General features: G+C 52.8%; 24 protein-coding genes. 22 read left to right on the forward strand and 2 right to left on the reverse strand.

Translation table 11 applies throughout. The features are described from left to right. The first annotated feature begins 5 nt into the window (after positions 1 to 5). Entirely contained in the window at positions 6 to 809 is an 804-nt protein-coding gene (gene sleB / locus CGZ75_RS04890; RefSeq protein ID WP_089523129.1) for a spore cortex-lytic enzyme, read from the forward strand. A gap of 35 nt (positions 810 to 844) precedes the next feature. Here sleB and CGZ75_RS26145 read toward each other — a convergent pair whose 3' ends face one another. After that, the gene (locus CGZ75_RS26145) at positions 845 to 973 is read right to left on the reverse strand and encodes a hypothetical protein (protein ID WP_281255096.1); all 129 of its coding nucleotides are present in this window, start codon (positions 971 to 973) and stop codon (positions 845 to 847) included. 30 nt (positions 974 to 1,003) lie between these two features. On the opposite strand from CGZ75_RS26145, the gene yfmF reads away from it, so the two are divergent. The 20 genes from yfmF to CGZ75_RS04995 all read left to right on the forward strand — a co-directional run bounded on the left by yfmF (position 1,004) and on the right by CGZ75_RS04995 (position 21,765). Further along, the gene (gene yfmF / locus CGZ75_RS04895; protein ID WP_089523130.1) at positions 1,004 to 2,275 is read left to right on the forward strand and encodes an EF-P 5-aminopentanol modification-associated protein YfmF; all 1,272 of its coding nucleotides are present in this window, start codon (positions 1,004 to 1,006) and stop codon (positions 2,273 to 2,275) included. 5 nt (positions 2,276 to 2,280) lie between these two features. Further along, complete coding sequence (gene yfmH, locus CGZ75_RS04900; RefSeq protein ID WP_089523131.1) at positions 2,281 to 3,585, forward strand: EF-P 5-aminopentanol modification-associated protein YfmH; 1,305 nt, start codon at positions 2,281 to 2,283, stop codon at positions 3,583 to 3,585. 14 nt (positions 3,586 to 3,599) lie between these two features. Beyond that, positions 3,600 to 4,331: an elongation factor P 5-aminopentanone reductase gene (gene ymfI / locus CGZ75_RS04905; RefSeq protein ID WP_089523132.1), complete on the forward strand. Its 732-nt coding sequence runs from the start codon at positions 3,600 to 3,602 to the stop codon at positions 4,329 to 4,331. A 109-nt stretch (positions 4,332 to 4,440) separates the two neighbouring features. After that, positions 4,441 to 4,692: a DUF3243 domain-containing protein gene (locus CGZ75_RS04910; protein ID WP_089523133.1), complete on the forward strand. Its 252-nt coding sequence runs from the start codon at positions 4,441 to 4,443 to the stop codon at positions 4,690 to 4,692. A 178-nt stretch (positions 4,693 to 4,870) separates the two neighbouring features. Beyond that, positions 4,871 to 5,635 carry a YmfK family protein gene (locus CGZ75_RS04915; RefSeq protein ID WP_089523134.1) on the forward strand — a complete coding sequence of 255 codons (765 nt, stop codon included), beginning with the start codon at positions 4,871 to 4,873 and terminating at the stop codon, positions 5,633 to 5,635. Between the two features lie 23 nt (positions 5,636 to 5,658). Next, the gene (locus CGZ75_RS04920; protein ID WP_089523135.1) at positions 5,659 to 6,597 is read left to right on the forward strand and encodes a helix-turn-helix domain-containing protein; all 939 of its coding nucleotides are present in this window, start codon (positions 5,659 to 5,661) and stop codon (positions 6,595 to 6,597) included. A gap of 151 nt (positions 6,598 to 6,748) precedes the next feature. Continuing rightward, positions 6,749 to 7,240 carry a YajQ family cyclic di-GMP-binding protein gene (locus CGZ75_RS04925; protein WP_089523136.1) on the forward strand — a complete coding sequence of 164 codons (492 nt, stop codon included), beginning with the start codon at positions 6,749 to 6,751 and terminating at the stop codon, positions 7,238 to 7,240. 83 nt (positions 7,241 to 7,323) lie between these two features. Then, complete coding sequence (gene pgsA / locus CGZ75_RS04930) at positions 7,324 to 7,899, forward strand: CDP-diacylglycerol--glycerol-3-phosphate 3-phosphatidyltransferase (protein ID WP_089523137.1); 576 nt, start codon at positions 7,324 to 7,326, stop codon at positions 7,897 to 7,899. A 103-nt stretch (positions 7,900 to 8,002) separates the two neighbouring features. Continuing rightward, positions 8,003 to 9,253 carry a competence/damage-inducible protein A gene (locus tag CGZ75_RS04935; protein WP_089523138.1) on the forward strand — a complete coding sequence of 417 codons (1,251 nt, stop codon included), beginning with the start codon at positions 8,003 to 8,005 and terminating at the stop codon, positions 9,251 to 9,253. A 272-nt stretch (positions 9,254 to 9,525) separates the two neighbouring features. Next, positions 9,526 to 10,584: a recombinase RecA gene (gene recA, locus CGZ75_RS04940; RefSeq protein ID WP_089523139.1), complete on the forward strand. Its 1,059-nt coding sequence runs from the start codon at positions 9,526 to 9,528 to the stop codon at positions 10,582 to 10,584. A gap of 117 nt (positions 10,585 to 10,701) precedes the next feature. Next, entirely contained in the window at positions 10,702 to 11,379 is a 678-nt protein-coding gene (locus CGZ75_RS04945; RefSeq protein WP_089523140.1) for a regulatory protein RecX, read from the forward strand. A gap of 177 nt (positions 11,380 to 11,556) precedes the next feature. Continuing rightward, the gene (gene rny / locus CGZ75_RS04950; RefSeq protein WP_089523141.1) at positions 11,557 to 13,098 is read left to right on the forward strand and encodes a ribonuclease Y; all 1,542 of its coding nucleotides are present in this window, start codon (positions 11,557 to 11,559) and stop codon (positions 13,096 to 13,098) included. Between the two features lie 66 nt (positions 13,099 to 13,164). Beyond that, positions 13,165 to 13,959: a TIGR00282 family metallophosphoesterase gene (locus CGZ75_RS04955; RefSeq protein ID WP_089523142.1), complete on the forward strand. Its 795-nt coding sequence runs from the start codon at positions 13,165 to 13,167 to the stop codon at positions 13,957 to 13,959. 192 nt (positions 13,960 to 14,151) lie between these two features. After that, a complete protein-coding gene (locus tag CGZ75_RS04960; protein ID WP_089523143.1) occupies positions 14,152 to 14,412 on the forward strand; it encodes a stage V sporulation protein S in 261 nt (86 codons plus the stop codon). 151 nt (positions 14,413 to 14,563) lie between these two features. After that, a complete protein-coding gene (locus CGZ75_RS04965) occupies positions 14,564 to 15,538 on the forward strand; it encodes a dipeptidase (RefSeq protein WP_089523144.1) in 975 nt (324 codons plus the stop codon). 176 nt (positions 15,539 to 15,714) lie between these two features. Next, the gene (locus CGZ75_RS04970; RefSeq protein WP_089523145.1) at positions 15,715 to 17,463 is read left to right on the forward strand and encodes a 2-oxoacid:acceptor oxidoreductase subunit alpha; all 1,749 of its coding nucleotides are present in this window, start codon (positions 15,715 to 15,717) and stop codon (positions 17,461 to 17,463) included. Further along, positions 17,450 to 18,322, forward strand: coding sequence for a 2-oxoacid:ferredoxin oxidoreductase subunit beta (locus tag CGZ75_RS04975; RefSeq protein WP_089523146.1), 873 nt, complete (start codon positions 17,450 to 17,452; stop codon positions 18,320 to 18,322). Before CGZ75_RS04970 ends, CGZ75_RS04975 begins: the two co-directional genes overlap by 14 nt. Before the next feature lie 991 nt (positions 18,323 to 19,313). Continuing rightward, positions 19,314 to 19,886, forward strand: coding sequence for a phosphate propanoyltransferase (locus tag CGZ75_RS04985; protein ID WP_089523148.1), 573 nt, complete (start codon positions 19,314 to 19,316; stop codon positions 19,884 to 19,886). 169 nt (positions 19,887 to 20,055) lie between these two features. Beyond that, positions 20,056 to 20,553 carry a YlbF/YmcA family competence regulator gene (locus tag CGZ75_RS04990; RefSeq protein WP_089523149.1) on the forward strand — a complete coding sequence of 166 codons (498 nt, stop codon included), beginning with the start codon at positions 20,056 to 20,058 and terminating at the stop codon, positions 20,551 to 20,553. 48 nt (positions 20,554 to 20,601) lie between these two features. Continuing rightward, positions 20,602 to 21,765 carry an iron-containing alcohol dehydrogenase gene (locus tag CGZ75_RS04995; RefSeq protein WP_089523150.1) on the forward strand — a complete coding sequence of 388 codons (1,164 nt, stop codon included), beginning with the start codon at positions 20,602 to 20,604 and terminating at the stop codon, positions 21,763 to 21,765. Positions 21,766 to 21,970: 205 nt separating this feature from the next. Here CGZ75_RS04995 and CGZ75_RS05000 read toward each other — a convergent pair whose 3' ends face one another. After that, positions 21,971 to 22,585 (reverse strand): biotin transporter BioY, encoded by a 615-nt coding sequence (locus CGZ75_RS05000; RefSeq protein ID WP_089523151.1) that lies wholly within the window; start codon positions 22,583 to 22,585, stop codon positions 21,971 to 21,973. 152 nt (positions 22,586 to 22,737) lie between these two features. Between CGZ75_RS05000 and CGZ75_RS05005 the strand changes: the two genes are divergently transcribed. After that, positions 22,738 to 25,584, forward strand: a complete 2,847-nt coding sequence (locus tag CGZ75_RS05005) for an ATP-binding cassette domain-containing protein (RefSeq protein WP_089523152.1) — start codon at positions 22,738 to 22,740, stop codon at positions 25,582 to 25,584. Positions 25,585 to 25,826 lie beyond the last annotated feature (242 nt).

Here is a 25,826-nt window from a genome sequence, read left to right on the forward strand (position 1 = left end):
TCCCCATGAAAAAAATGCGTTTAATCGTCATGACGGTCGCAGCCATGCTTCTTTTGCTCAGCCTGTACACGTTGAAGGAAGGCTGGCCGGCTAAATCCGCCGAAACGTTCAGTAAAGCCGTTATCCAGCAAGGTTCGTCCGGTAAAGATGTCGTAGAGCTGCAAGGACGGCTGCGGTTTCTAGGCTATTACGATGGTAAAATCGACGGGAATTTCGATGCCAAAACGAAAAAAGCCGTTACCTGGTTCCAATGGAAGTTCGGTATGAAATCGGATGGTGTTGTTGGGGGCAAAACGAAGCTTAAGCTTTGGGAGGCCACAAAAAGCTGGAAGCCTACCGCAGCTGACGTACCTGGCGGCGAGTCTAAGAGCTCAGCTCCAGGTGCTGCCGGTAAAACAAGCGGTGGCAACACAGGCGCAGGCTCGAATGTTGACAAGTCCAACAAGCTAGGGCTTTCCGCCAATGACATTAAAATTATGGCCAATGCCGTTTATGGTGAGGCTAGGGGCGAGCCATACGAGGGACAGGTTGCAGTTGCCGCCGTTATTTTGAACCGGCTCCAATCACCAGAATTCCCGAATTCGATCACCGGCGTTATTTTCCAGAGGCTAGCTTTCACCGCAGTTGCGGACGGTCAAATCTGGCTCACGCCAAATGATAAAGCTAAACGAGCAGTCGAGGACGCGATTAATGGGTGGGACCCCTCAGACGAAGCCCTGTATTATTTCAATCCGGACACGGCCACCTCGAAGTGGATCTGGTCCCGGACACAAATTAAGCGGATCGGCAAGCATATTTTCTGCATGTGAGGATAACGCCTAACGGCGCGCACAAGCATGTCGGATCAGCAAGCTGGCAGCGGAAGCAGCCGAGAGGAAGCAGCTCCTCCCGGTTGCTTCTTCTGTTTGCGGGGCATGCCGGGATTGGGATAGAATGGAATGACAGCAAGCAGCTTGGAATAGATTTCAATCAACTATCCTGAAGGCGGGAGGAGTTTAACTATATGGCGTTTCAGCAAGCAACCACTGGCCGCATTCGACTGCATGTGCTGCCGACCAAGCGGTTCAAAACCTTTGCGATCTCCCTTTTTGCTGGCATTCCTCTGCAGGAATCTACCGTTACAAGCACTGCGCTGAACCCGTTCGTGCTTCGCCGGGGTACGGCATCAGCTCCCGAGACGATCGCTTTTCGCGAGCAACTGGACAATATGTACGGAGCAGGTTTCGGCTTTGATGTGTACAAGAGGAGCAACGCTCAGATTGTGCAGTTCCGTATGGATGTAATTAATGATCGTTTCGTTAGCGGTACAGAGCCGCTGCTCGCACGCTCCATGAAGTTTTTAGGGGAAGCGGTAACCGCCCCGGCGATGGAGAATGGAGCTTTCCGCGCTAAGTATGTCGAGAGCGAGAAGCGCACGCTGACCAAAAAGCTTGAGAGCATCATCAACGATAAAATCCGGTATGCTGCCGAGCGCTGTTTGGAAATTATGTGCGAGGGCGAGCCTTATCGACTGCATGCACTCGGTCGTCTGGAAGATCTGCCTGGTTTGACGCCAGAATCGCTGTACGCTTCTTATCAGACATGGCTGGCCGAGTCTGTGTTGGATTTATATGTGGTTGGTGATACCACTTTGGAAGAGGTGCAAGCGCTGGCAGAGGCGTCTTTCCGGCTGCCTGCCGGAGGCACAGCGGATTATAGCTCGGCAGACATCCGCCAGCAACAGGGTGAGGTCAAAACCGTTGTGGAGAAGCTGGATGTGGCGCAAGGCAAGCTGAATCTAGGCCTGCGTACCGGCATTGCCTATAGTGATGATCTGTACGCAGCTTCGCTTATGTACAATGGGATTTTAGGCGGGTTCCCGCATTCCAAGCTGTTCATGAATGTACGGGAGAAGGAGAGCCTAGCCTATTACGCATCCTCTCGCTTGGATGGCCACAAAGGATTACTTACGATTCAATCCGGCATCGAAGTTGGCAATTACGAGAAGGCGGTTGTCATCATCAAGGAACAACTCGAAAGTATGCGCCAAGGACAGTTGTCGGAGCTTGAGCTGAGTCAGACGAAGGCGATGCTGATGAATTCGTTGCGCGAGCTGCAGGATTCGGCTTACGAGATGATCGCCTATGATTTCAACAGTGTGCTTTCGGGCCGTAGACGTTCCGCGCAGGAGCTGCTTGACGAGGTCAATGCAGTAACGCCGGAGCAGATCGTCCAGGTGGCGGAGAGCGTCAAGCTGGATACGGTGTACTTTTTGCGCGACAGGAAGGAGGCATAACCGATATGCAGAAGCTTCATTATCCAGGTGTAGAGGAGACGCTGTATTACGAGCAGCTTCCGAACGGGCTGAGCGTGTATCTGCTTCCTAAAGACGGCTTCCAAAAAACATATGCAACGTTCTCGACCCGCTATGGGTCTGTCGATAACCATTTCCGCATCGGCGACCAGCCGCTGGCACGTGTACCGGACGGAATTGCCCATTTTCTGGAGCACAAAATGTTCGAGGAGCCAACAGGCGACATTTTCGCCACCTTTGCTTCTCAAGGGGCATCGGCGAACGCGTTCACAAGTTTCGATCGGACGGTGTATCTGTTCTCGGCTACCGAGCAAATTGAAGCTAACTTGAGCACGCTTATCGATTTTGTCCAGCATCCTTACTTTACCGATCAGAATGTTGACAAAGAGAAGGGCATTATCGCTCAGGAAATTAATATGTATAGCGATAACCCTGACTGGCGTGTTTATTACGGCCTGATCGAGGCTCTGTATCTAGTCCATCCCGTGCATATCGACATTGCCGGTACGGTGGAGTCGATTTATCAGATTGACAAGGAAATGCTTTATCGCTGCTACGAAGCCTTCTATCATCCGTCGAATATGTTGCTGTTCATCGTTGGCGGCATTGACAAGGAGCGGATTATGGAGCTTGTGCGCGAGAACCAGTCGGCAAAAACATTCCCGGATATGGGTCCAATCGAACGCTTTTTCGATAAGGAACCAACAGGTGTCCGCACGGCCAACAAATCGATCTCGTTGCAAGTGTCCCAACCTAAATGCCTTTTTGGCTTTAAGGAAAAAAGCAACGGTCTGGATAGCGCCGCTCTCCTGCGCCGCGATGTAACAACCAAGCTAATGCTGGAGACGCTGCTTGGTTCGAGCTCACCGCTGTATCAAAGTCTGTATGATGACAATCTGATCTCGGATTCCTTCGGCTATGAGTACAACTGCAGCAGCGATTACGGCTTCTCGATCATCGGCGGTGATACGAATGACCCTGATGAGCTGGTAAATCGCATTAAGCAAAATATAAGCAGTTTGCTGGAATCAGGATTGGACGCCGTCTCTTTTGAGCGCATCAAGAAAAAACGTATTGGCAACTATTTGCGCATGCTCAATTCCCCGGAGTCTATTGCCAGTGAGTTCACACGTTATAAGTTCCGTGGCCAAGATCTGTTTGAGCTCCTTCCTGCTATCGAAAGCATTACGCTGGAAGAAGTAAACGCACGTCTAAAAGAGCATTTTGACTTTGCTCAGCTCGCCGTTTCTGTCGTGAACCCAACTTCGCAGCAGGAAGTTCCGGCGTCCTGAAGCCGCTTCATGAAATGAACGTGCTCATTACCGGGGGAAGCCGCGGCATCGGCGCCGCTATTGCAAGGCGTTTTGCCGCGGAAGGTATGAACGTTGTCATCCATTATTTGAACTCGCATGAGCAGGCCAACGAGACTGCTCGAGAATGCCTGACGCTTGGAAGCGGTCAGATAATGACCGTAAGTGCCGATCTGCGCTCCAGGGACAGCCTGGAGAGGATGAAGGAGAAGCTGCAGTCTGCCGGGCTGTTGCCGGATATTTTGGTCAATAACGCAGGCATTGCGCATTATGGCCTTCTCTCTGATGTCACCGACATGGATTGGGATGATGTGGTAGCCGTCAATTTGAAAGGCGTATTTCTGTGCACACAACTGTTCATGCCGGAGATGATCCGTTCTCGCTGGGGCCGAATTATTAATATTTCTTCGGTATGGGGCATTTCCGGCGCTGCTTGCGAGGTGGTTTATTCCGCGACCAAAGGCGGAGTAAATGCGTTCACAAAGGCGCTAGCCAAGGAGCTCGCTCCGTCCGGCGTGACGGTCAATGCAGTGGCGCCTGGAGCCGTAAATACGGAAATGCTCGGCGGATTCGAGCCTCAGGAGCTTAAACAGCTGGAGGAGGACATTCCGGCCGGGCGACTCGGTCAGCCAGATGAGATTGCCTCGCTCGTCTATTTCTTGTCGCTGCCGGAATCGTCTTACATTACGGGCCAGGTCATCAGCCCTAATGGCGGCTGGATTACTTGAGATTGCTTGCTGAAACCATTTGCCAGCTTCATTCGTCGTATAGCCGATGCCCTCTACGCGCACAATAATTTCGTTGAGTTTCTCAACGACTTTAAGGAGGCGACCAAGCATGTCTACTGTACTTTCGAACTTTGATTCGTGGAAGGAATTCCTCTCAGAGCGACTTGAACAGGGCAAAAAGCTCGGTCTGAGCGAAGAAGCAATTGGCAACCTGGCTTATGAGATCGGTTCGTTCCTCGACGAGAAGGTTGATCCGAAAAACGAAGAGCAGCGTGTGCTCAAGGAAATTTGGGATGTCGGGGACGAGAATGAGCGTAAAACGATTGCCAGGCTTATGATTAAGCTTGTCCACCATCGTTAATGATCGGCTTCACGTCGGAAAGCTCCCGGTCACGGGAGCTTTTCTGTACGTGAACATAGGGGGAGTTTTTGAGACAGAGAACGAGCGTGCGCATTGCGGAAATTTAGCGAATCATGTAGAATGTAGGCTTATAATGGAGGCTTTTAGCGAAGCCTTTCTACTCGGGACGGTGTGATTAATGGAGTCTAAACAGTGGTATATGGAATACAAAATACATAAAAACCGCCCGGGGTTACTTGGGGATATCGCCTCGCTGCTTGGAATGCTCAATGTCAATATTATTACGATTAACGGTGTCGAGGATCGGACCCGAGGCATGCTGCTTCAGACGAATGATGATGAGAAAATCGAAATTCTGGGCAAAATGCTGCAGAAAGTCGAAAATATAACGGTCAATAAGCTTCGTCCACCAAGTCTGGTCGACCGCCTTGCTGTCCGGCATGGTCGTTATATCGAACGCGACTCCGACGATCGCAAAACGTTTCGTTTCACAAGGGACGAGCTAGGTTTACTGGTCGACTTCCTCGGTGAGATTTTCAAGCGCGACGGCAATCAGGTGATTGGATTGCGGGGAATGCCTCGCGTTGGCAAGACCGAGTCGATTATCGCCGGAAGCGTCTGTTCTAATAAGCGATGGGCATTTGTTTCCTCTACGCTGCTGCGTCAGACCGTTCGCTCTCAGCTGTCGAGTGAAGAGATGAATCCAGACAATATTTTTATTATTGACGGGATCGTCAGCACGATCCGCTCCAACGAGCGACATCACGCGCTGCTTCAGGAGATCATGGAGATGCCGTCCACTAAAGTGATTGAGCATCCAGATATTTTTATCCGCGAATCTAATTATGACTACAGCACTTTTACAACGATTATTGAGCTTCGTAATACGCCGGATGAAGAGATTTCGTATGATTCCTTCACGGTTAATTATAACGATTTTTAAAATGAAAGGAGGCCGTGCCAACCATGTCTGAATTGGGCCAAACCCTGAGGACCGCCAGGGAGGAGATGGGTCTATCTCTGGATGAGCTGCAGGAGATGACCAAGATCCGCAAACATTATCTTGTAGCAATTGAAGAAGGCAACTACAGCGCATTGCCAGGCAGCTTTTACGCTCGGGCATTCGTTAAGAATTACGCAGAGGCGGTAGGCCTCAATGCGGAAGAGGTTTTGGGCTACTACAAAAACGAGCTTCCGTCCGCTCCCCAAGCGACTTCTACGGAGCCGACAGCTGCGCCACAGCCTCCCCGCAAGGCATCTACGTCGCGGTCGACGTCAGAGCGCTTCGGAAGACTGGGCTTTTCAGTTCTGATGTGGGCTTTTCTTGGACTGATCGTATTTTTGTTATGGATGTTCGTCATTCGTGATGACAATAACAAGACTGCTGACCAGACCGATAACACGCCATTCACAACAGCAACCCCGGGACCTTCCAACTTGCCTGGAGCAGCTTCTCCGGGTCCAGGAACAGGAACACCAGGCCCATCGACCAGTCCTTCTCCGTCGCCAAGTCCAACACCGCCTAGCGGAGCGGTTGAATTCGATCGCAAATCCGGCAGTACGGATCATTATAAAGTGACGGGTCAACCTACGATGCAAATCAAGTTCTCCGGCGGAGCGTGGATTGAAGTCCGTAAGGGCGGGCGAGATGGCGAACTGCTCCATAACAAGTCCGCGGAATCGGGAGAGACGCTTGAAATTCCGCTCGATTCGATCATTTACATGAATACGGGCCGCGCGGATAATACGGAGATCATCATCGACGGCACTGTACTTGAAGATGGCGACCGTCCAGGACCGAAGAGAATCCAGTTCGAGCCTGCAGATGGTGCCGAGACTACAAACGGCGCCGAGACAACAGATGGTGAGCAACAAGAGACCGATAATTCGGAGTCCGGGAATTAACTCAAGGATCATACAGGGTGTCCCAAACGTCATGGAATGATGACGGGGGCGCCCTTTTCCTTGCGCCGTTTGCAAGCGATGGTTGAGGAGTTATACTTTCAGTATGGGATGTTTTATAATGTAAGGAATCAAAAGCAAGGAGGAACTAAACATGAGTTCGGAAAGTTCGTTTGATATTGTATCCAAAGTAGATCTGCAGGAACTTAACAATGCGATCGTTCAAGCGGAGCGTGAAATTGAGACCCGCTTTGATTTTAAGGGCAGCAAAAGCAGCATCAAGCTGGAGAAAGAGGAGCTTGTCGTCCATTCGGATGACGATTATAAGCTCAAGAGCGTAATCGACATTCTCCAGACCAAGATGATTAAGCGTAATGTGCCGATCAAAAATATGGACTTCGGCAAAATTGAGCCCGCCTCGATGGGAACTGTGCGCCAGCGCATCAAGCTGAAGCAGGGAATTGGCCAGGATGAATCGAAGAAAATCAATACACTGATTCGCGATTCCAAGCTGAAGGTCAAAAGCCAGATTCAGGGCGATCAGATTCGTGTTACGGCTAAGAGCCGGGACGACCTGCAAGCGGTCATCTCCATGCTCCGTGGTGCCAATCTAGAGCTGGAGCTGCAATTCACGAACTACCGTTAAGTTGGCTGCGGAGCCTGGCTTTGACACGCCGCTTCCGGTTCGATTATACTTGTGAAGTTTGATAAGTCAGGGAGGGGAACCGCGTGAACCTGGCCAACAAGATTACGCTTGCGCGCATCTTTTTAGTGCCTGTTATCCTGTTTTTTTTATTGATCCGTCTCGATTTTGGAGTGGTCAAGTTTGAGGATTTTGAGCTTACATACACGCAAATAGTTGCGGCGCTGATCTTCATTATTGCGGCTAGCACCGACGGTTTGGACGGATACTTGGCCCGTAAAAACAAGATGGTCACGAATCTGGGCAAGCTGCTCGATCCGCTGGCGGATAAGCTGCTTGTAGCAGCGGTTCTTATCTCTTTAGTAGAGATGGACAAGCTCAGCGCGCTCATCGCGATCATCATTATCAGCCGGGAGTTTGCCGTAACTGGCCTTCGTCAGGTTGCTCTGCTGGAAGGTTCAGTTTTGGCCGCGAGCACATGGGGCAAGTGGAAAACCGGTGTTCAGATCGCTATGATCATCGTGCTGCTGCTGAATAATTTTCCATTCGCGTTTCTCGACATCCCAATGGATCTTATTATGAGTTGGGCCGCAGCACTGATTACGATTTGGTCCGGCATCGACTACTTCGTGAAGAACCGCAATTTAATACCCGTAGAATAGCAAACAGGGCTCTCTTTCCAACCGGGATGAGGGCCTTGTCTGCACTTTGGTGAATGTTACCTATTAACGGTAGTGGGACACTTCCGAACAGGAGAGGATCAGAGTGAAAGCTGAAATTATCGCTGTAGGAACCGAACTTCTGTTGGGTCAAATAGTTAATACGAACGCGCGGTATCTGTCACAAGGGCTGGCAGCTATCGGCATTGATGTGTACTTCCAGACGGTTGTTGGAGACAATTCGGCTCGTATCCGGCAAGCGATTGACATCGCGCGCTCGCGAGCTGATGTGCTGCTGTTCACTGGCGGACTGGGACCTACTATGGACGATTTGACGAAGGATGTGCTGGCGGACTATTTGGGGCGCAAGATGACTTTGCATGAGCCGACCATGAAGGTGATGGAGGAGCTTTTTGCTTCGCGTGGAAGCCATATGGTGGAGAGCAACCGCAGGCAGGCGAACTGGATCGAGGGGAGTATACCGCTGGAAAATACAGCCGGACTGGCGGTCGGCAATGCTCTTGAGCAAGATGGCACGCGCTATGTGCTGCTCCCGGGCCCGCCTAAGGAAATGATGCCGATGTTCGAAGGGCCGGCTAGTCGCTGGCTATTGTCCGAGCTCGGCGCAGGAGCGCCCCTGCATTCCCGGATTTTGCGTTTCGCCGGTATTGGGGAATCAAAGCTGGAGCATGAGCTCATCGATCTGATCGAGGCTCAAAGTGACCCTACTATCGCTCCTTATGCCAAGGAAGGCGAGGTCGCGCTGCGCATCTCCAGCAAGTCGGCTGACGAGGCTGCCGCTTTGGCGAAGATCGAGGATACAGCACAGCAGATTCGCTCCCGGCTCGGTGATTATATTTATGCCGAAGAGGATATTTCGCTCGAGGAGGCGGTGCTGCGCCTGCTGCGGAGCCGCAGGATGAGGGTGAGCGTAGCCGAAAGCTGCACCGGAGGTTTGCTGGCTGAGCTTATTACGGGCGTGCCTGGCAGCAGCGGGGAGTTCCTCGGCGGTATCGTCACCTATACGAATACGATGAAGAATCGGCTGCTTGGCATTCCGCTTGAACAGCTGGAAGGCCCTGGCGCACCAGGAGCGGTCAGCGAGTCCACGGCGGCTCTGATGGCCCGTCGCGTCGCTGAGACGACGGGAAGCGATTGGGGCGTGTCCGTAACCGGCGTCGCCGGTCCGGGCACGACGGAGGGCAAGCCGGTCGGGCTTGTGCATCTTGGCATTGCTCGCAAGGACGGCGAAGCTGATGTGTTCACAATTAACGTCGGAGGCAATCGGGATACCGTGCGTATCCGTGCAGCCAAATATGCTCTGTACCAACTCTGGTTGAAGCTGAAAGCTCTCTGATGCTTTTGGATTCTTGGTGGTCCAGCTTATAGCCCTGCAAGCTCGCCTGTTGCTGCGAGGAGGCCATTGAAGTACAATAGAAGTAGTTGACGGAAGAACCGCAGCGAGTTGGACAAGCTGCGGTTCTTTTTCTGTTTGTGGAGCGGCAGCCTTGGATGAGGGGGAGGCCGCACATCAAAAAAAGCGAATGTATGTTCGAAAAAAAGCTTGGCAAACGACTAGAAGTAGACTAATATAGAATTATAAATCGATGAATGAAGGATGTGGATCTCTTGTCAGATCGCCGCGCAGCTTTAGATATGGCGCTTCGCCAAATCGAGAAACAATTCGGAAAAGGTTCCATCATGAAGTTAGGCGAGTCGACTCATCTGGCCGTTGAGACGGTGTCCAGCGGTTCTCTCGCATTAGATATTGCTCTTGGCATCGGCGGTTTCCCTCGCGGCCGGATTATTGAAGTATACGGACCGGAATCCTCCGGTAAAACGACGGTTGCCCTCCATGCGATTGCAGAGGTGCAGCGTACAGGCGGACAAGCTGCCTTCATCGATGCGGAACATGCACTTGATCCTCTTTACGCCCGCAAGCTTGGCGTTAACATTGATGAACTGCTGCTCTCTCAGCCGGACACAGGCGAGCAGGCGCTTGAGATTGCCGAAGCGCTCGTGCGCAGCAACGCGGTTGATATCGTTGTCATTGACTCGGTAGCAGCTCTGGTGCCGAAGGCGGAGATCGAAGGCGAGATGGGCGACACTCACGTCGGCCTGCAAGCACGTCTTATGTCACAGGCGCTTCGCAAGCTCTCCGGCGCGATCAGCAAGTCCAAGACGATGGCGATCTTTATCAATCAGCTTCGCGAGAAGGTCGGCGTCATGTTTGGTAATCCAGAGACGACGCCTGGCGGTCGTGCGCTGAAGTTCTACAGCAGTGTGCGCCTCGACGTACGCCGGATTGAGAGCATCAAGCATGGTACTGATGTTGTAGGGAACCGGACTCGTATCAAGGTTGTTAAGAACAAGGTAGCGCCTCCGTTCCGCCAGGCAGAGGTCGACATCATGTACGGTGAAGGTATTTCCCGTTATGGCAGCATCGTGGATATCGGCGTGGAGAAGGATATTGTACAGAAGAGCGGCGCCTGGTTCAGCTACAATGGCGATCGTTTGGGCCAAGGCCGCGAGAACGCTAAGCAGTTCCTGAAGGATAACGAGCATATCGCTGGCGCGATCGAGATTAAGATTCGCGAGGCTCATAATCTGGATGCCGCCGCTGCTGCTGGCATCGTTGCTTCCAAAGACGAGGAAGATGAGCTCGAGGAACTGGAACTCGACGTTTAAGTTTTTTAGACTGGATAGGATAGATAGGAAGCATCTCTGATTTCGGTCAGGGATGCTTTTTTTGCAACATTTCAGCCCTATTCTTAAGCCAGTGAGTCAGGAAGGAGGAACATTATTATGGAGGAAGAGCGCCAGATTACTAGAGTGGAGCAGGATCCCAAGAGACGCTCTTACTATAGGATTTATTTAGACGAACAGGAAGAGCCGGAGTTGTTGCTCCACGAAGACATTCTCGTCAAATACCGCTTGTTGAAAGGGAGCTTGATTGAACCGAAGGCAATGGAGGCAATTGCGGCCGAGAACGGGCGCTACCGAGCCTATGCGTCAGCCGTTTATTATGCCGGGTTCAAGATGCGTACTTCCAAAGAAATGACTGCTTACCTCAAGCGCAAGGAGTATGAGGAAGCGGACATCCGCTACGCCATCGAGCGGCTTCAACAGGAGCGCGTAGTTGACGATGGGGACTACGCTCGAATGTTCGCCACGCAGCGGATGCGCAGTAACCAGAAGGGACGTCGCCTGATTCGCCAAGAGCTGGAACAGCGAGGCATCGCTAAGGAAACTGCAGGCCAGACCGTAGAAGCGCTCAGTGAGAAGGACGAGCGCGAAGCCGCGCTCAAGGCAGCAGAGAAGAAGTGGCGCAGTCTGAAAGGCGAGGACAGACAGCGGAGGATGAAGCTCACCGGATTTCTGCTGCGAAGAGGCTTTCAAGGGGATCTTGTACGCGACACGGTACGTCAAGTTTCCGAATCTCGAGATGATGAATTGGAAGAGGGAGCCTGGCTTGACAATTGAAATTGCGTAAAGCTACAATAATAGAGCATCACTATGATTAGAGATGCCTTTCTTTCCGTAAATGGTTTCGGGTTTTTTGTCTCCATTCTACACTTGTTACGGTATGGAACCGAATGGCAACAATTGAATATCATTCCCGGCTAATGCCTTGGTGAATGCAACGAGGAGGTGAACAAGATGAGCCCCATTTGGTCGATCTTGATCGTTCTCGTTGTTGGCGCGATTTCCTTTGGGATAGGTTACTTCGTCCGAAAGTCGATTGCCGAGGCTAAGATTTCCAGTGCGGAGCAGGCCGCCGTTCAAATCGTCGAACAGGCGAAAAAAGAAGCGGATGCGCTGAAGAAGGAAACGGTGCTGGAAGCGAAAGACGAAATCCATAAACTCCGTTCTGAAGCGGACAAGGACATTCGGGAGAGACGTAATGAGAATCAACGTCTCGAAAGACGTTTGCTGCAAAAAGAGGAGTCATTGGACAAGAAATTAGAAGCACTCGAACGCAAAGAAGAATTGGTAGCCAACAAGGAGAAACGAATCGAGGAAACGCAGGAGCAAATTGATTCGATCTACAGGCAGCAGCAGAGCGAGCTTGAACGGATCTCCGGGCTTACTACAGAGGACGCGAAGACCATTATCTTCACGAATGTGGAGCAGGAGGTTCGCCACGAAACAGCTCAGATGATCAAGGAGCTGGAGCAGCGAGCCAAGGAAGAAGCGGACAAAAAAGCCCGCAATATCATTTCCCTTGCGATCCAGCGCTGTGCAGCTGACCACGTAGCTGAGACGACTGTATCTGTCGTCACGCTGCCGAACGAAGAGATGAAGGGACGGATCATCGGTCGTGAAGGCCGCAACATCCGTGCTCTGGAGACTCTCACCGGCATCGACTTGATCATCGACGATACCCCGGAAGCGGTCATCTTGTCCGGATTCGATCCGATTCGCCGCGAGATCGCCCGTACGGCACTGGAGAAGCTGGTCGCCGACGGTCGTATCCATCCCGCTCGAATCGAAGAGATGGTCGAGAAATCCCGCCGCGAGGTGGACGAGAGAATACGCGAGTATGGCGAGCAAGCCACCTTCGAGGTGGGCGTGCACGCAATTCATCCGGATCTCATCAAAATTTTGGGTCGCCTGAAGTATCGGACAAGCTATGGCCAGAACGTGCTAAAGCACTCGATGGAGGTTGCTTATCTGACTGGACTGATGGCGGCAGAGCTCGGCGAGGATATTACGCTTGCCAAGCGTGCTGGTCTGCTGCATGATATCGGCAAGGCGCTTGACCATGAGGTTGAGGGTTCCCATGTCGAGATCGGCGTTGAACTGGCCCGCAAGTACAAAGAGCATCCTGTTGTCATCAACAGCATCGCCTCCCATCATGGCGATTGCGAGGCGACTTCGGTTATCGCTATGCTCGTCGGCGCAGCAGACGCTTTGTCCGCGGCTCGACCTGGCGCTCGCAGAGAGACGCTTGAGACCTATATCAAGCGTCTGGAGAAGCTCGAGGCGATTTCGGAATCGTTTGACGGCGTAGAGAAATCCTATGCTATCCAAGCTGGACGCGAAGTACGCGTCATGGTTCAGCCGGAGAAAGTCGATGACACGGAAGCATTCCGTCTTGCTCGAGACATCACGAAGAAGATCGAAGGGGAGCTCGACTATCCGGGACATATTAAGGTCACGGTTATTCGGGAGACTCGCGCGATCGAATACGCCAAGTAACAAGCAAGCAAGGCAGATCCCGCTCCTGCAGGAGCGGGATTTTGTCATTCAGGAGGACGTTTACTCATGAAAGTGATGTTTATCGGAGACATTGTTGGCAATGTCGGCCGCTTGGCTCTGCGCAAGGCACTACCCGCACTGAGGGGCAAGTACAATCCCGATGTTATTATTGTTAACGGTGAAAATGCCGCAGCCGGCCGTGGTATTACAGCAGCGATCGCCAAGGAGTTTTTTGATTGGGGCGTAAACGGCATTACGATGGGAAACCACACCTGGGACAATAAAGATATATTCGAATGGATAGATGATGAGCCACGGCTGGTCCGTCCAGCTAACTTTTCCAGTGAAGCTCCTGGAATCGGCTCAAGTGTAATCAAGGTTGGCAGCAAAAAGTTGGGTATTCTTAACCTTCAGGGAAGAACATTTCTTCCGCCCAATGATTGTCCATTCCGTACGGCCGATGCGCATCTGGAACGGCTGAATAAAGAGACAAACTGTGTGCTGGTCGATTTTCACGCGGAAGCAACTTCCGAGAAAATCGCGATGGGCTGGTACCTGGACGGGCGGGCTTCCATCGTTGTCGGTACACATACACATGTTCAAACGAATGATGACCGGATTTTGCCGGAGGGAACTGCATTCTTGACGGATGTAGGGATGACGGGACCGATGAATGGCATTCTTGGCATGGAGCAGGACGCGGTGCTGCACAAGTTTTTGACCGGGCTGCCCGCCAGATTCGTCGTAGCGGAAGGGGATTGGCATCTGCACGGCGTCATGGCCACGCTGGATGAGGCTTCTGGCCGGTCGCTGCGCCTTGAAAAGATCAGGCTGACCGAGACTTCGCTAGCCATGTTTTAACATGAGCTGATGGAGCCGAAGGGTAGCACGAAGCTCAGCTCCACTGTCCTAATAGAACATGAAATCCGGCTCCACTAAACCTGACGAGTGCTGAGAGCATAATTGCCAGCAAGTAAGAAGGAATTTTTTGTCCACTCTCGAATAGGTTATGGATATAGTGTCATGCCACCTATTCCTGAGGAGGTACTTTACATGGAAGTTTTAAAAGTTTCCGCAAAGTCCAATCCAAATTCCGTAGCAGGGGCACTAGCCGGGGTTCTCAGGGAACGTGGGACGGCCGAGCTGCAAGCTATCGGGGCAGGCGCATTGAATCAAGCTATCAAGGCCGTAGCCATTGCAAGAGGATTCGTAGCGCCTAGTGGCGTGGACCTTATTTGCATCCCGGCTTTCACAGACATTGTCATTGATGGTGAGAACAGAACGGCCATCAAGCTCATCGTAGAACCGCGATAAAATTTAATATCCAGCATGCAACGACCTGTTTACCGCGTAAGCAGGTTTTTTTGCGTTTTCATGAACGTTATCGGCATATCGTAAGGTTGAGGGCTCTTGAGAAGACTGACTCGTTTCGGGAGCAACCGCCACATACAGGAGGCTGAATAGGATGACGAACGCATCCGCCCGTCCCGGCAAAATAGCCGATTTCCATTGTGATGTGCTGGGCAAGCTGCTCTACTCTCCGGAGCTCAATCCGCTCGACTCATCAGCGAATCCGGCCGATAACAGCCTCGATGTTACGCTTGATCGCCAGTTAGCTGGAAACTATATGCTGCAGGCATATGCCATCTACCTCACGGAGTCCAAGCCAAAGACTATATATCCGTTGCTCCGCAGCATCGACCTGTTCCGGGAAAAAATCCTGAGCTGTCCGGAGTATGAGATGGTTCGAAGTAAAAGCGATTTGGAGCGTGCTGTGGCACAAGGGAAAATTGCAGCGCTGCTGACGCTGGAAGGTGCAGACGGCCTGGAAGGCGACTGGGCGCTGCTGCGCAACGTATATGAGCTCGGCGTCCGTATTCTTGGGCTGACTTGGAATTATGCCAATTGGGCGGCAGACGGCGTGCTGGAGCCGAGACAGGGCGGGCTGACAGCCAAAGGCAGGGAACTGGTGAGGATTAGCAAAGAGCTAGGGTTGCTGCTTGATGTGTCTCATCTGACGGATACGGCGTTTTGGGAGCTGGTCGAGCTTACCGAGCGGCCGCTAATCGCTTCCCATTCCAATGCGCGGGCTATTTGCCCGCATCATCGCAACCTAACGGACGATCAGATACGCGCCTTGATTGCGCTGGATGGCCGGATCGGTTTGACCTATGTGCCTTATTTTGTAACGGATCGCAAAGAGGCCTACGTGAAGGATCTACTGCCCCATATTGAACATATCTGCTCTCTCGGAGGGGAGAACCATCTGATGCTGGGATCGGACTTCGATGGCATTGAGCTTCATGTCAACGGTTTGCGCCATGCGGGAGAAGTCGGAAATCTGAGGGAAATGATCGTGAGCGCTTACGGAACGAGCTTCGCAGAGAAGCTGCTGAACGAGAATGCGCTGAGATTTTTATCCAAAAACCTCCCTGAATAAAGGGTTTTTACGGATAGCTGAGCCGCTATCTAGCGCTTATCAGTTTCTGTTATAGGTTTCATACGATTCCCGTATGCGCGAATATCCGAGAATTCCTTGCATTTTTCTTAGTGCAGGCATAAAATTTATGGAGATTGTGAATGAGTTCTCATAGCAGATGAGGAGTTGGATTTATCGTGATTAGTCAGTTGTCTTGGAAAATCGGAGGCCAGCAGGGAGAAGGCGTAGAAAGTACAGACCGCATCTTCTCCACGGCCCTTAACCGTCTCGGATATTATCTTTACGGATATCGCCATTTTTCTTCGAGGATTAAAGGCGGCCATACCAATAATAAGATTCGTATCAGCACACAGCCAATCCGGGCTATCTCGGACGATCTGGATATTCTGGTCGCGTTTGATCAGGAGAGTATTGACTTGAATGCGCCTGAGCTCCGTCCGGGTGGGGTAGTCGTTGCGGATGCCAAGTTCAAACCTGTTCTGCCTGAAGGCAGCGACGCTCGTTTGTTCGCGGTTCCGATTACAGCTATTGCCGAGGAACTAGGCACTTCTCTTATGAAAAATATGGTTGCCTCTGGCGCTTCCTGGGCATTGCTCGGTTTGCCGATCGAAGTGTTCAACCAGGCCGTAGAGGAAGAATTCGGTCGCAAAGGCCCGGCAATCGTTGAGAAAAACGTCGAGGCTGTCAAGCGCGGAGCTGAATTCGTGCTTGAGCAAGCGGGCGGACCACTGGAAGAGTTCGCGCTTGAGCCTGCTGATGGCAAGCAGAAGATGTTCATGATCGGCAACGAGGCGATTGGCCTCGGTACGGTTGCGGCAGGCTGCCGCTTGATGAGCGCTTATCCAATTACGCCAGCATCGGAGATCATGGAGTATCTGATCAAGAAGCTTCCGAAGCTCGGCGGCACAGTTGTCCAAACCGAGGACGAGATCGCTGCCGTGACCATGGCAATCGGCGCCAACTATGCTGGCGTTCGTACGATGACCGCTTCGGCTGGCCCTGGTCTGTCCCTGATGATGGAAGCAATCGGACTTGCCGGTATGACCGAGCAGCCGCTCGTCATCGTTGATACACAGCGTGGAGGCCCATCGACCGGCCTGCCTACAAAACAGGAGCAATCCGACCTTAATGCGATGGTCTACGGAACGCATGGCGAGATTCCAAAGGTTGTCATCGCTCCGGCCAGCATCGAGGACTGCTTCTATGACACGATCGAGGCGTTCAACATTGCTGAGGAATATCAGGTGCCGGTCATCATTATGACCGATTTGCAGCTGTCACTCGGCAAGCAGAGCTGCGAGAAGCTGGACTACGACCGCATCGAAATTCGTCGTGGTAAGCTGCAGCGTGAGCTGCCTGAGCTAGAGCCGAATGTACTGTTTAAGCGTTATGAACTGACAGAGGACGGCGTATCTCCACGTTCGATTCCAGGCGACAAAGGTGGCCTCCATCATGTGACTGGCGTCGAGCATGACGAAACCGGCCGCCCGTCGGAGAATGCTTTGAACCGCAAACAGATGATGGACAAAAGGCTTGGCAAGCTCAATAACCTGCTCATTCCGGAAGCGATTCGTGTTGATGTGCCGCATGAGAAGCCCGAAGTGCTGATCATCGGCATGGGCTCCACCGGAGGCACGATCGACGAGGCGCGTGTGCGTCTGGAGCAGGGCGGCATGAGGACAGGGCATATCCAGGTGCGTCAGATCCATCCGTTCCCGACCGAGTCGCTGAAGCCTTATCTGGACGCTGCTGAGACGGTCATCGTACTCGAAAATAATGCGACGGCCCAGCTGGCCTCGCAAATCAAACTGCATTGCGGCTTCGCGGACAAGATCCGCAACCTGCTCAAATATGACGGTAACCCGTTCCTGCCGTCCGAAGTTTACGAAGCGTCGAAGGAGATGAGCAAAGTTGGCCACATTTAAAGAATTCCGCAATAACGTCAAACCGAACTGGTGCCCGGGCTGCGGAGATTTCTCCATCCAGGCTGCCATCCAACGCGCTGCGGCAAACGTCGGCTTGGAGCCGGAGCAGCTCGCCGTCATATCCGGCATCGGCTGCTCGGGACGTATCTCGGGTTATATCAATGCATACGGACTGCATGGCATTCACGGCCGGGCGCTTCCGATTGCGCAAGGCGTCAAGCTGGCTAACCGCGAGCTGACTGTCATCGCGTCCGGCGGCGACGGAGACGGCTTCGCTATCGGCATGGGCCATACCGTGCATGCGATCCGCCGCAACGTCAATGTCACTTACATCGTCATGGACAACCAGATTTATGGCTTGACGAAGGGCCAGACATCGCCTCGCAGCGCGGAGGGCTTCAAGACTAAGTCGACACCGGAAGGTTCGATCGAGTCCGTTCTTTCGCCGCTTGAGATCGCTCTGTCGGCCGGCGCAACATTCATCGCACAGTCGTTCTCCAGCGACCTGAAACAGCTGACTGCACTGATTGAAGCCGGCATCAAACATGAAGGTTTCTCGCTGATCAACGTGTTCAGCCCTTGCGTCACCTTCAACAAGGTCAATACCTATGACTGGTTCAAGGAAAATATCGTCAACCTGGATGGAGAGGCTGGAGAAGGCTACGATTCGTCTAACCGCCTCGCTGCCATGACGAAGGTCATGGAAACGAATGGCCTTGTGACCGGCCTGATTTATCAGGACACGAAGCGTCGCTCCTATGAGAATCTGATCAGCGGCTTCCAGGAGCAAGGGCTGGCGAACCAGGATATCAAGCTTTCCCGCGAGGAGTTTGAGAAGCTGGCAGCGGATTTTGTCTGATTGTGAGCTTTAGGGGAATAGGGTAAATACATCCACCTTGGCGTAGCGGGTGTTTACGACAGAAATTAGCGTATTTACTCCGTTAATCTGTAGAACTAACTACACGTTTATCTAAATTGATCCTTACGGAGGGATTTAATTTGGATAAGCGTGTTTTGTCGTTTAGCTTCGCTTAACAAATCTTTTCCTTCTGCCATCTAATACATTCATCGATTGGTGTGAAGGTAAATTGTTTATTTTTCCAGCTTATGATTCCAGCCTTCGTACAATTGCTCCCAAGAATATGGCCCGTGAGGCATTAGCGATGCTTCGCTGATCGGTTCGGATATAGGCTGATACCGGAAATTTCCCGAAAGACGAATACGTCCGTGGTGATGATTCGGCAGTGACTTGTGGACGGTGTAGCTATGAAAGGTCAGAACATCTCGTGTCGCTTAAGGGGATCCAGTAGGTCCATGTTTTTGGTGTTCCCTAAATGTGGAGGAAATCCTGGTGTGATGGCGTGACTTGGGCTTCGGGATGTGGAAGCATTAATCTTCCGATGTTGCGTGGATGCGGAAACGGCGCTTTTTCAAAAATGCTATAGAACATGGCTGTTCAAAGACAAATTCGGGGAAGCGCCATTTGCTTATTTTCAGCGTTTAAAGCTGGAAAAGGCGAAATGCCACTTGGAGCAAACGAATCTCTCGTCTACCGGGATTGCGGAAATGCTGTCCATAGGTAGCGTGCAAGTCTTCTGTAAATGGTTCAAGAAGGAACTGGAAGCACCCCTATGCAGTATAGAAGGGAGAGAAGGTTTTTATAAATTTATCCCTCATGCTAGATTAGACAGAGCAGGGGCGATTTCGTTATAATGATAATTGCGCACTTTGGCATACGCCTATTTCCAAGGGGCTGTATGCTTTTTCGTTTGGTTTGTGGCTTTTGGCTTGGCCAATCAAACGGGAGTGTAGAGAGAAAAGAGCAAGAGTGGAAGAAAGGAAGATCACCCATGACCAAATCCGTACCTGTAGGCGTGTCCGCACGCCATATCCATTTGTCTCAAGAACATGTTGAGGCGCTTTTCGGCCCCGGCTACCAGTTAACGGAGTTCAAGCCCCTATCTCAGCCTGGTCAATATGCCGCCAATGAAACCGTTGCGGTTAAAGGAGCAAAAGGTTCTTTTCCTAAGGTTCGCATACTAGGACCGGCCCGCAAAGCGACACAACTGGAAATTTCCCGTACGGATGCCTTCGCCATCGGCGTGAACGCACCGGTGCGCGAATCTGGCAATATCGCCGGCTCTGCAGGCATCACTATCATCGGCCCTGCCGGAGAGGTGACAATTGAGGAAGGCGTCATCGTCGCGGCGCGCCATATCCATTTCCACACAAGCGATGCTGCAAATTGGGGCATCCAGGATCAGCAGCTGCTCAAAGTCCGCGTAGGCGGCGAGCGCGGTGTTGTCTTCGAGAATGTCGTTGCTCGTGTGCATGAGACTTTTGCGCTGGACATGCATATCGATACAGACGAAGCCAATGCGGCTGGCGTGAAAAATGGCGATACAGCCGAAGTTATCGGCTAATCTGGAGTCTCATTAATAAGCGGACGACGCTTAGAAGTTCGATACGGCTGCCCCTTGTCGGGGCAGTCGTTTTTATATCCAAGCAATGGTATAATAAGGACTTGGAATTAAAGAAATCGGCGTAAGCCGCATCGATCTATATACAGAATGAGACAGGAGCGAATTCGCAATGGCAGAACAGCATACCGCGAAGCCAACAGCAGACGGCACGCACGCGAGCATTCACAATCATGGTCCTAATTGTCCGGTAGAAGTATTCGATACGCGTGAATTACTCATCCGCGATGATATTATGGAAAAAGCCCGCGAGCTTGCTGGACTTATCTACTCCTCCGATGAGGTGCAGCAATTCCGCAAAGCGGAGATCCAGATTAAGGGCAATGATAGAGTACAGACGCTGATGGCAGGTCTGAAAAAAAAGCAAAAAGAGCTTGTCGCTTTTGAACAGACTTTTAAAAACCCTAATATGGTACAGAAAATAGAAGGCGAAATGGATTCACTCCAAAACGAGTTGGATGGAATCCCGATTGTTGGCCAGTTCCAGCAAAGCCAGACGGATATCAATTATTTGCTGCAAATGGTCGTATCCATTATTCAGGACACGGTTGCGGAAAAAATTACGCTCGACGGAGTTCGGCCGGAAGATCCGGAAAGCTGCGACGAGTAGAGTTATAGGACTGTCTGAATAATTCAATGGGAGAGGAGCAATTACATCATGAGACCATTCGTATACCATAATCCAACGAGACTTTATTTCGGTGCAGAGCAGCTGCAGAATCTTACGAAGGAAGCGGACAAGCTCGGCAAAAATGTGCTGCTCGTGTACGGCGGCGGCAGCATTAAGCGTAGCGGCCTGTATGATGAGGTGCTGAAGACTCTTGCAGAGGCTGGTTGCACTGTCACGGAGCTGGCTGGAGTAGAGCCTAACCCGCGACTGTCTACAGTCCATCGCGGAGCCCAGTTATGCCGTGCGCACAATGTGGACTGGGTGCTGGCTGTTGGCGGCGGAAGTACGCTGGACTGCGGCAAGGCGATTGTGGCGTCAGCCCGCTATGAGGGCAACTTCTGGGACATCGTCAGCCGCAAGGTTGTTGTGAAGGAAGCTCTCCCGCTCGGCACAATCCTGACGCTTGCTGCTACGGGCAGCGAGATGAACAGCGGCTCGGTCATAACCAACGAGGAAACAGAGGAGAAATGGGGTTGGGGCAGCCCGCTTACTTTCCCTCGTTTCTCCATCCTTGATCCGAAGTACACGGCAACGGCGCCAAAAGACCACACTGTCTACGGTATGGTTGATATGATGTCGCATGTATTAGAGCAATACTTCCATCATGATGCTTTGACGCCGGTTCAGGACGGGTTCTGTGAATCCGTAATGCGCGCAGTCGTCGAGACGGCTCCAAAACTGATTGAGGATCTTGACAATCTAGAGCATCGCGGAACGATTTTGTACTCCGGAACGATGGCGCTGAACGGCGTTCTTGCTATGGGAGCGCTTGGCGATTGGGCCAACCATAGCATGGAGCATGCCGTGTCTGCGGTGTACGACATTCCGCATGGTGGCGGCTTAGCGATTCTGTTCCCGAACTGGATGACCTATGTGCTGGATGACAATGTCGGCCGCTTCAAGCAGTTCGCCGTTGGAGTGTTCGGCGTGAATCCAGAGGGCAAGAGCGATCGGGAAACGGCCGAAGAGGGTATTCGTCGCCTTCGCGAGTTCTGGAACTCAATCGGCGCTCCATCGAGACTGTCCGATTACAATATCGACGACAGTCGCCTGGAAGACATGGCTGAAAAGGCGGTTCCCGGCGAGACGATCGGCAACTTCCGCAAGCTTACTAAGGAAGATGTGCTGGCGATTTATCGCTTGTCGCTGTAGGAGATATGCCAGCGAGCGAGCGATTTATCGCTTGTCGCTGTAATTGTACAAACAAACAGCCGCGCAGAAATTTCTGCGCGGCTGTTTGTTTGTTAGGGTTGCGGGTAATGCTGCGGACTCCGTGCCGCAAGCGGTGAGGCTTAGGCTGCGGGAACTGTCGGGACAGCTGTACTGGTGCGAATTCCGTGCCCGCAAGCGGTAAGGCTTAGGCTGCGGGAGCAGCGGGGAAAGCCTTGCTGCTGTGGCGCAGCAGACGGAGGGAAGGTAAGTAAGAGCGAAGCGCAACTGCCGCCGCGGCTGCGACGATATTTTTGAGCAAATCGGGAACTAGGAACGGATAACAGCCACCGTTCATCGCAGAGGAAAAGCTCAGGTCGGCGGCATGCATTAACCAAGGAATACCACCTACATAGGCCATAAGCGAACCGACAACTTCCATCACGATAAAGACGAGCAGGAATGTCATGAAATAGCTTCGATTGCCTGCACCGGCCAAAATTCTCGGCACGATAAGACCGATAATGAAGGCACAGATAGGGAAAATCCACAAGAAGCCGGCTGTTGGTCCAGCTAGTAAGGCGAGTCCTCCTTGGCCATAAATCATTGGTAGACCTGTTGCTGTCAGGGCGTAAACGAGGACGATGCTGAGAAATCCATCCCTTGCACCTAGAAAAGCGCCGGCAAGTGCGACGGCCATCGTTTGTAGGGTGAAAGGAATGGGCGATACGCCAATTTGGATCTGGATCGAGCTGAACAGCACGAATAGAGCTGCAAACAGGGCAATAAACACAATTCTGCGCAGCGGGGATACGGACGACATAACTATTTCGCTCCTTTGGAAATTGAAGATTGATATGTTAACTACTATCTGATAGATTTGGTTAACAAAACGGATTGTAGCATAGCGCCGAGGCTTTGAGAAGCCGGGAGGCCCAACTTTTTCCGAAACCTTGGCTGGAGGCTTAATAGCGAATGATTAGTATGGAAGAGACTGCGGAAGATCAGGCGAAATCTCCTTTGCTGGAGCTGATCCAGCATAAGGTAGAGGCAGCTTTGGGAGATTCGATGAAAACGATCCTTGGCCCAGTGACGTTGTCGGTCAGGCAGGGAGAATGGATCGTTTTGACTGGACGAAACGGTTGTGGGAAATCGACGCTGCTTCGGGAGCTAGCGGGGCTCGGTTCCTTACCAGACGGGAATCACCTTCGACGATTGGTTGCTGCCCCTTATGATAGGAGGCCTTTTCCGATCGTGTTGCAAAGGCCGGATGCGGCGTTGGCAGGCTCGACAGCTTGGGAAGATCTCGTGCTGACGCTGGAGTATGCGGGCGTTGAAGGAAGTCTTATAGGGCAGCTGACCACGCAAACACTGGCTTCCTTTAAGCTGCTGGAGCTTGCTCATGTTCCGGTAGATCAGCTTTCCGGTGGCCAGAAGCAGTTGGTTGCAATTGCAGGAGCGGTTGCTGCTGGCTCTCCTATGCTGTTGTTCGACGAGGCGACTTCGATGCTGGATGCAGATTCTGCCGTGCTCGTCCGTGCTCGTGTCCGCGAGCTTCATGCAGAGGGAAGAACAATCGTATGGGCGACCCAGAAGCTGGAGGAGTTGCAGCGGAACGATCGGGTAGTCTCGTTGCGGGACGGCTTCATCACATTTGACGGAGTGGCCGAGCTATTTATGGAGAGGAACGGCGCTGGTGATGGTTCCTTTTGCGAGCAGGCAGGGTTAAAACCACCCTATGTTGTTGAAACAGCATGGGAGCTGCAGGAGCTTGGATGGCCGCTGTTGCGCTTGCCGCTGTCACCGGAAGAACTGGGTGAGGGAGTTAGGGGAGCGGGTCCTAGCGCTGGGTGGCGGTTTGAACCCGGTGGATTGGAGGATGCTGAGATTAAGGGGGCGGGTGCTAGCGTTGGGAGGCAGTCTGCTCCCGGTAAATGGGCGGGTGCTGAGGTAGAGTCAAAGATTGATTCGCCAGGGATGGCGAAGTCTTTGGGAGCAGTTGAAGTAATGGAAGCTATGGAGGCAACGGAATCGATAGATGCGTTGAAAGCGGCGGAAGCAATAAAAGCAATAAAAGCAATAAAAGCAATAGAAGCAATAGAAGCAATAGAAGCAATAGAAGCAATAGAAGCAATGAAAGCGGCGGCTGAGTGGCCTGTTTCGGATCGTGAGGAAGATCTGGTTCTGGAGCAGTTTTTACCAGATGCTGCTGCAGGGCGGGAAGAATCTAGCACAAGTATGAGCTTTCGTTCAGGGGCGATCACGCTTCTGCTGGGAAGTAACGGCTCCGGAAAGTCGACGCTGTTAGAATCGCTGGCCGGGCTGCGCAAACCTGCTGCTGGGTTGATTCGCTATGGCAGCTTACCATTATGGGGGGAGAAGAAACCGGATAAACGAGCGTTGCAGCAACTTGGCATCACGCTTCAGCAATCTGAAACTCAGTGGTTCGCCCGCACGGTGCGGGAGGAAATGGAGTACTCATTAAAGCCTTATCGGTTGCAAACCGATGAGAGGAAGCTGAGAAGTGCTGAGGCTCTTGAGGAGGTTGGGTTGCCTACGGCCATTTTAGAGCAGGACCCTTGGACGCTGAGTGGCGGACAGCAAAGGCGCCTGGCGCTAGCCTGCGTTCTTGCTTGCCAGCCGCAATGGCTGTTGCTTGACGAGCCGACGGCCGGCTTGGATGTGGAAGGATTGGGGCGCCTGAGAGGTATCCTTCAGGCGCATAAGGCTACTGGCCGCAGCGTTGTTGCGGCGGTGCATGGGCTGGAGGCGCTGCTGCCGATCGCCGATGAGGTCGCCGTCATGGAAGGCGGCCGCATCCGTGAGCTGCTGTCAGCAGCCGAGTACACGCTGCGGCTTGCCAGCGCCGTCGGGCCGGCAGCGCCGCCAGCGCTCCGCGCAGCGGCGCTGGCAGGCGCGCCCGCTGCTGGCGGCGAGCTATGGCCGCCGCCGAAGGCGCTAGCCGCGCGGCTAGCTGCCGCGTGGGCAGAGCCCGCGGCAGAGCCCGCGCCCGCGGCAGAGCCCGCGGCAGAGCCCGCGGCAGAGCCCGCGCCCGCGGCAGAGCCCGCGCCTGCGGCGGAGCCTACTCCCGCGGTGGCTTTGCCTGATCCGCGGGCGCTCATCGCTGGCTACCTGCTGGTAGCCAGCGGCATTATGGCCCAGAGCAACTGGGCCGGCGTGCTGGCCGCGACATTCGCGGCCGCTGCCCTGGTGTTCCCGCATCGCAAGCGTATTGCGCCGTATGTGCCGGCTTTACGCGGATACGCGATCATCACATTGCTCCTGGCTGCTGTGGCAGGCTTGAGAGTAGGTCCGCTCGGCTTTGACAGCGCTCAAGCGCTCGATACGATGCTCAAGCTCACCCGCTTGCTGGCGGTCATGATGCTCGGCTTACCGCTTCTTTCGCTGATCCCGCCGTTCCGCATGCAGCGCGCGGCAGATCAGCTGCTTTCGCCGTTTGCCCGGCTTGGCTTGCCCGTGTCGCGCATTACGCTGGCCATATCGCTAATGTTCCGCTTCCTACCTTTGCTCGCTGCGGAGTGGCAGCGCTATGCGAGAATCGCTTCGGCGAGGGGCAAGCTGCCCACCCAGCCAGGCAAGGTTCCGCCCCGAATGATGGCCAGCATCGTCATTCCGTTTCTATTATCGCTGCTGCGCCTCGGCGATGCTGTGGCGGACGCGCTCGAAGCCCGCGGCTTCGGGCATGGCGCGAACAACAAAACAATGGCCTTTCGGCTACGCTTTAGACGAAGCGATCTCAACTTGATCATAGGCGCCTTCGCGCTATGGTTGTCGCTTTATGCCTTATCGCGCCTGCTATAGTTGCCGCTCAAGTCAAGTCGCTGCTCCTATATCTGTCGCTTTATGCCTTATCGCGCCTGCTATAGTTGCCGCTCAAGTCAAGTCGCTGCTCCTATATCTGTCGCTTTATGCCTTATCGCGTCTTCTATAGTTGTCGCACAAGTCCTACCGCTCCTCCTACAACTGTCGCTCAAGCCTTACCGCGCCATCTATAGCTGAAGCTCCATGTCTTATCACGCCATCTATAGCTATCCCTTTACGGT

Source organism: Paenibacillus herberti, assembly GCF_002233675.1.
GTDB lineage: Bacteria > Bacillota > Bacilli > Paenibacillales > Paenibacillaceae > Paenibacillus_O > Paenibacillus_O herberti.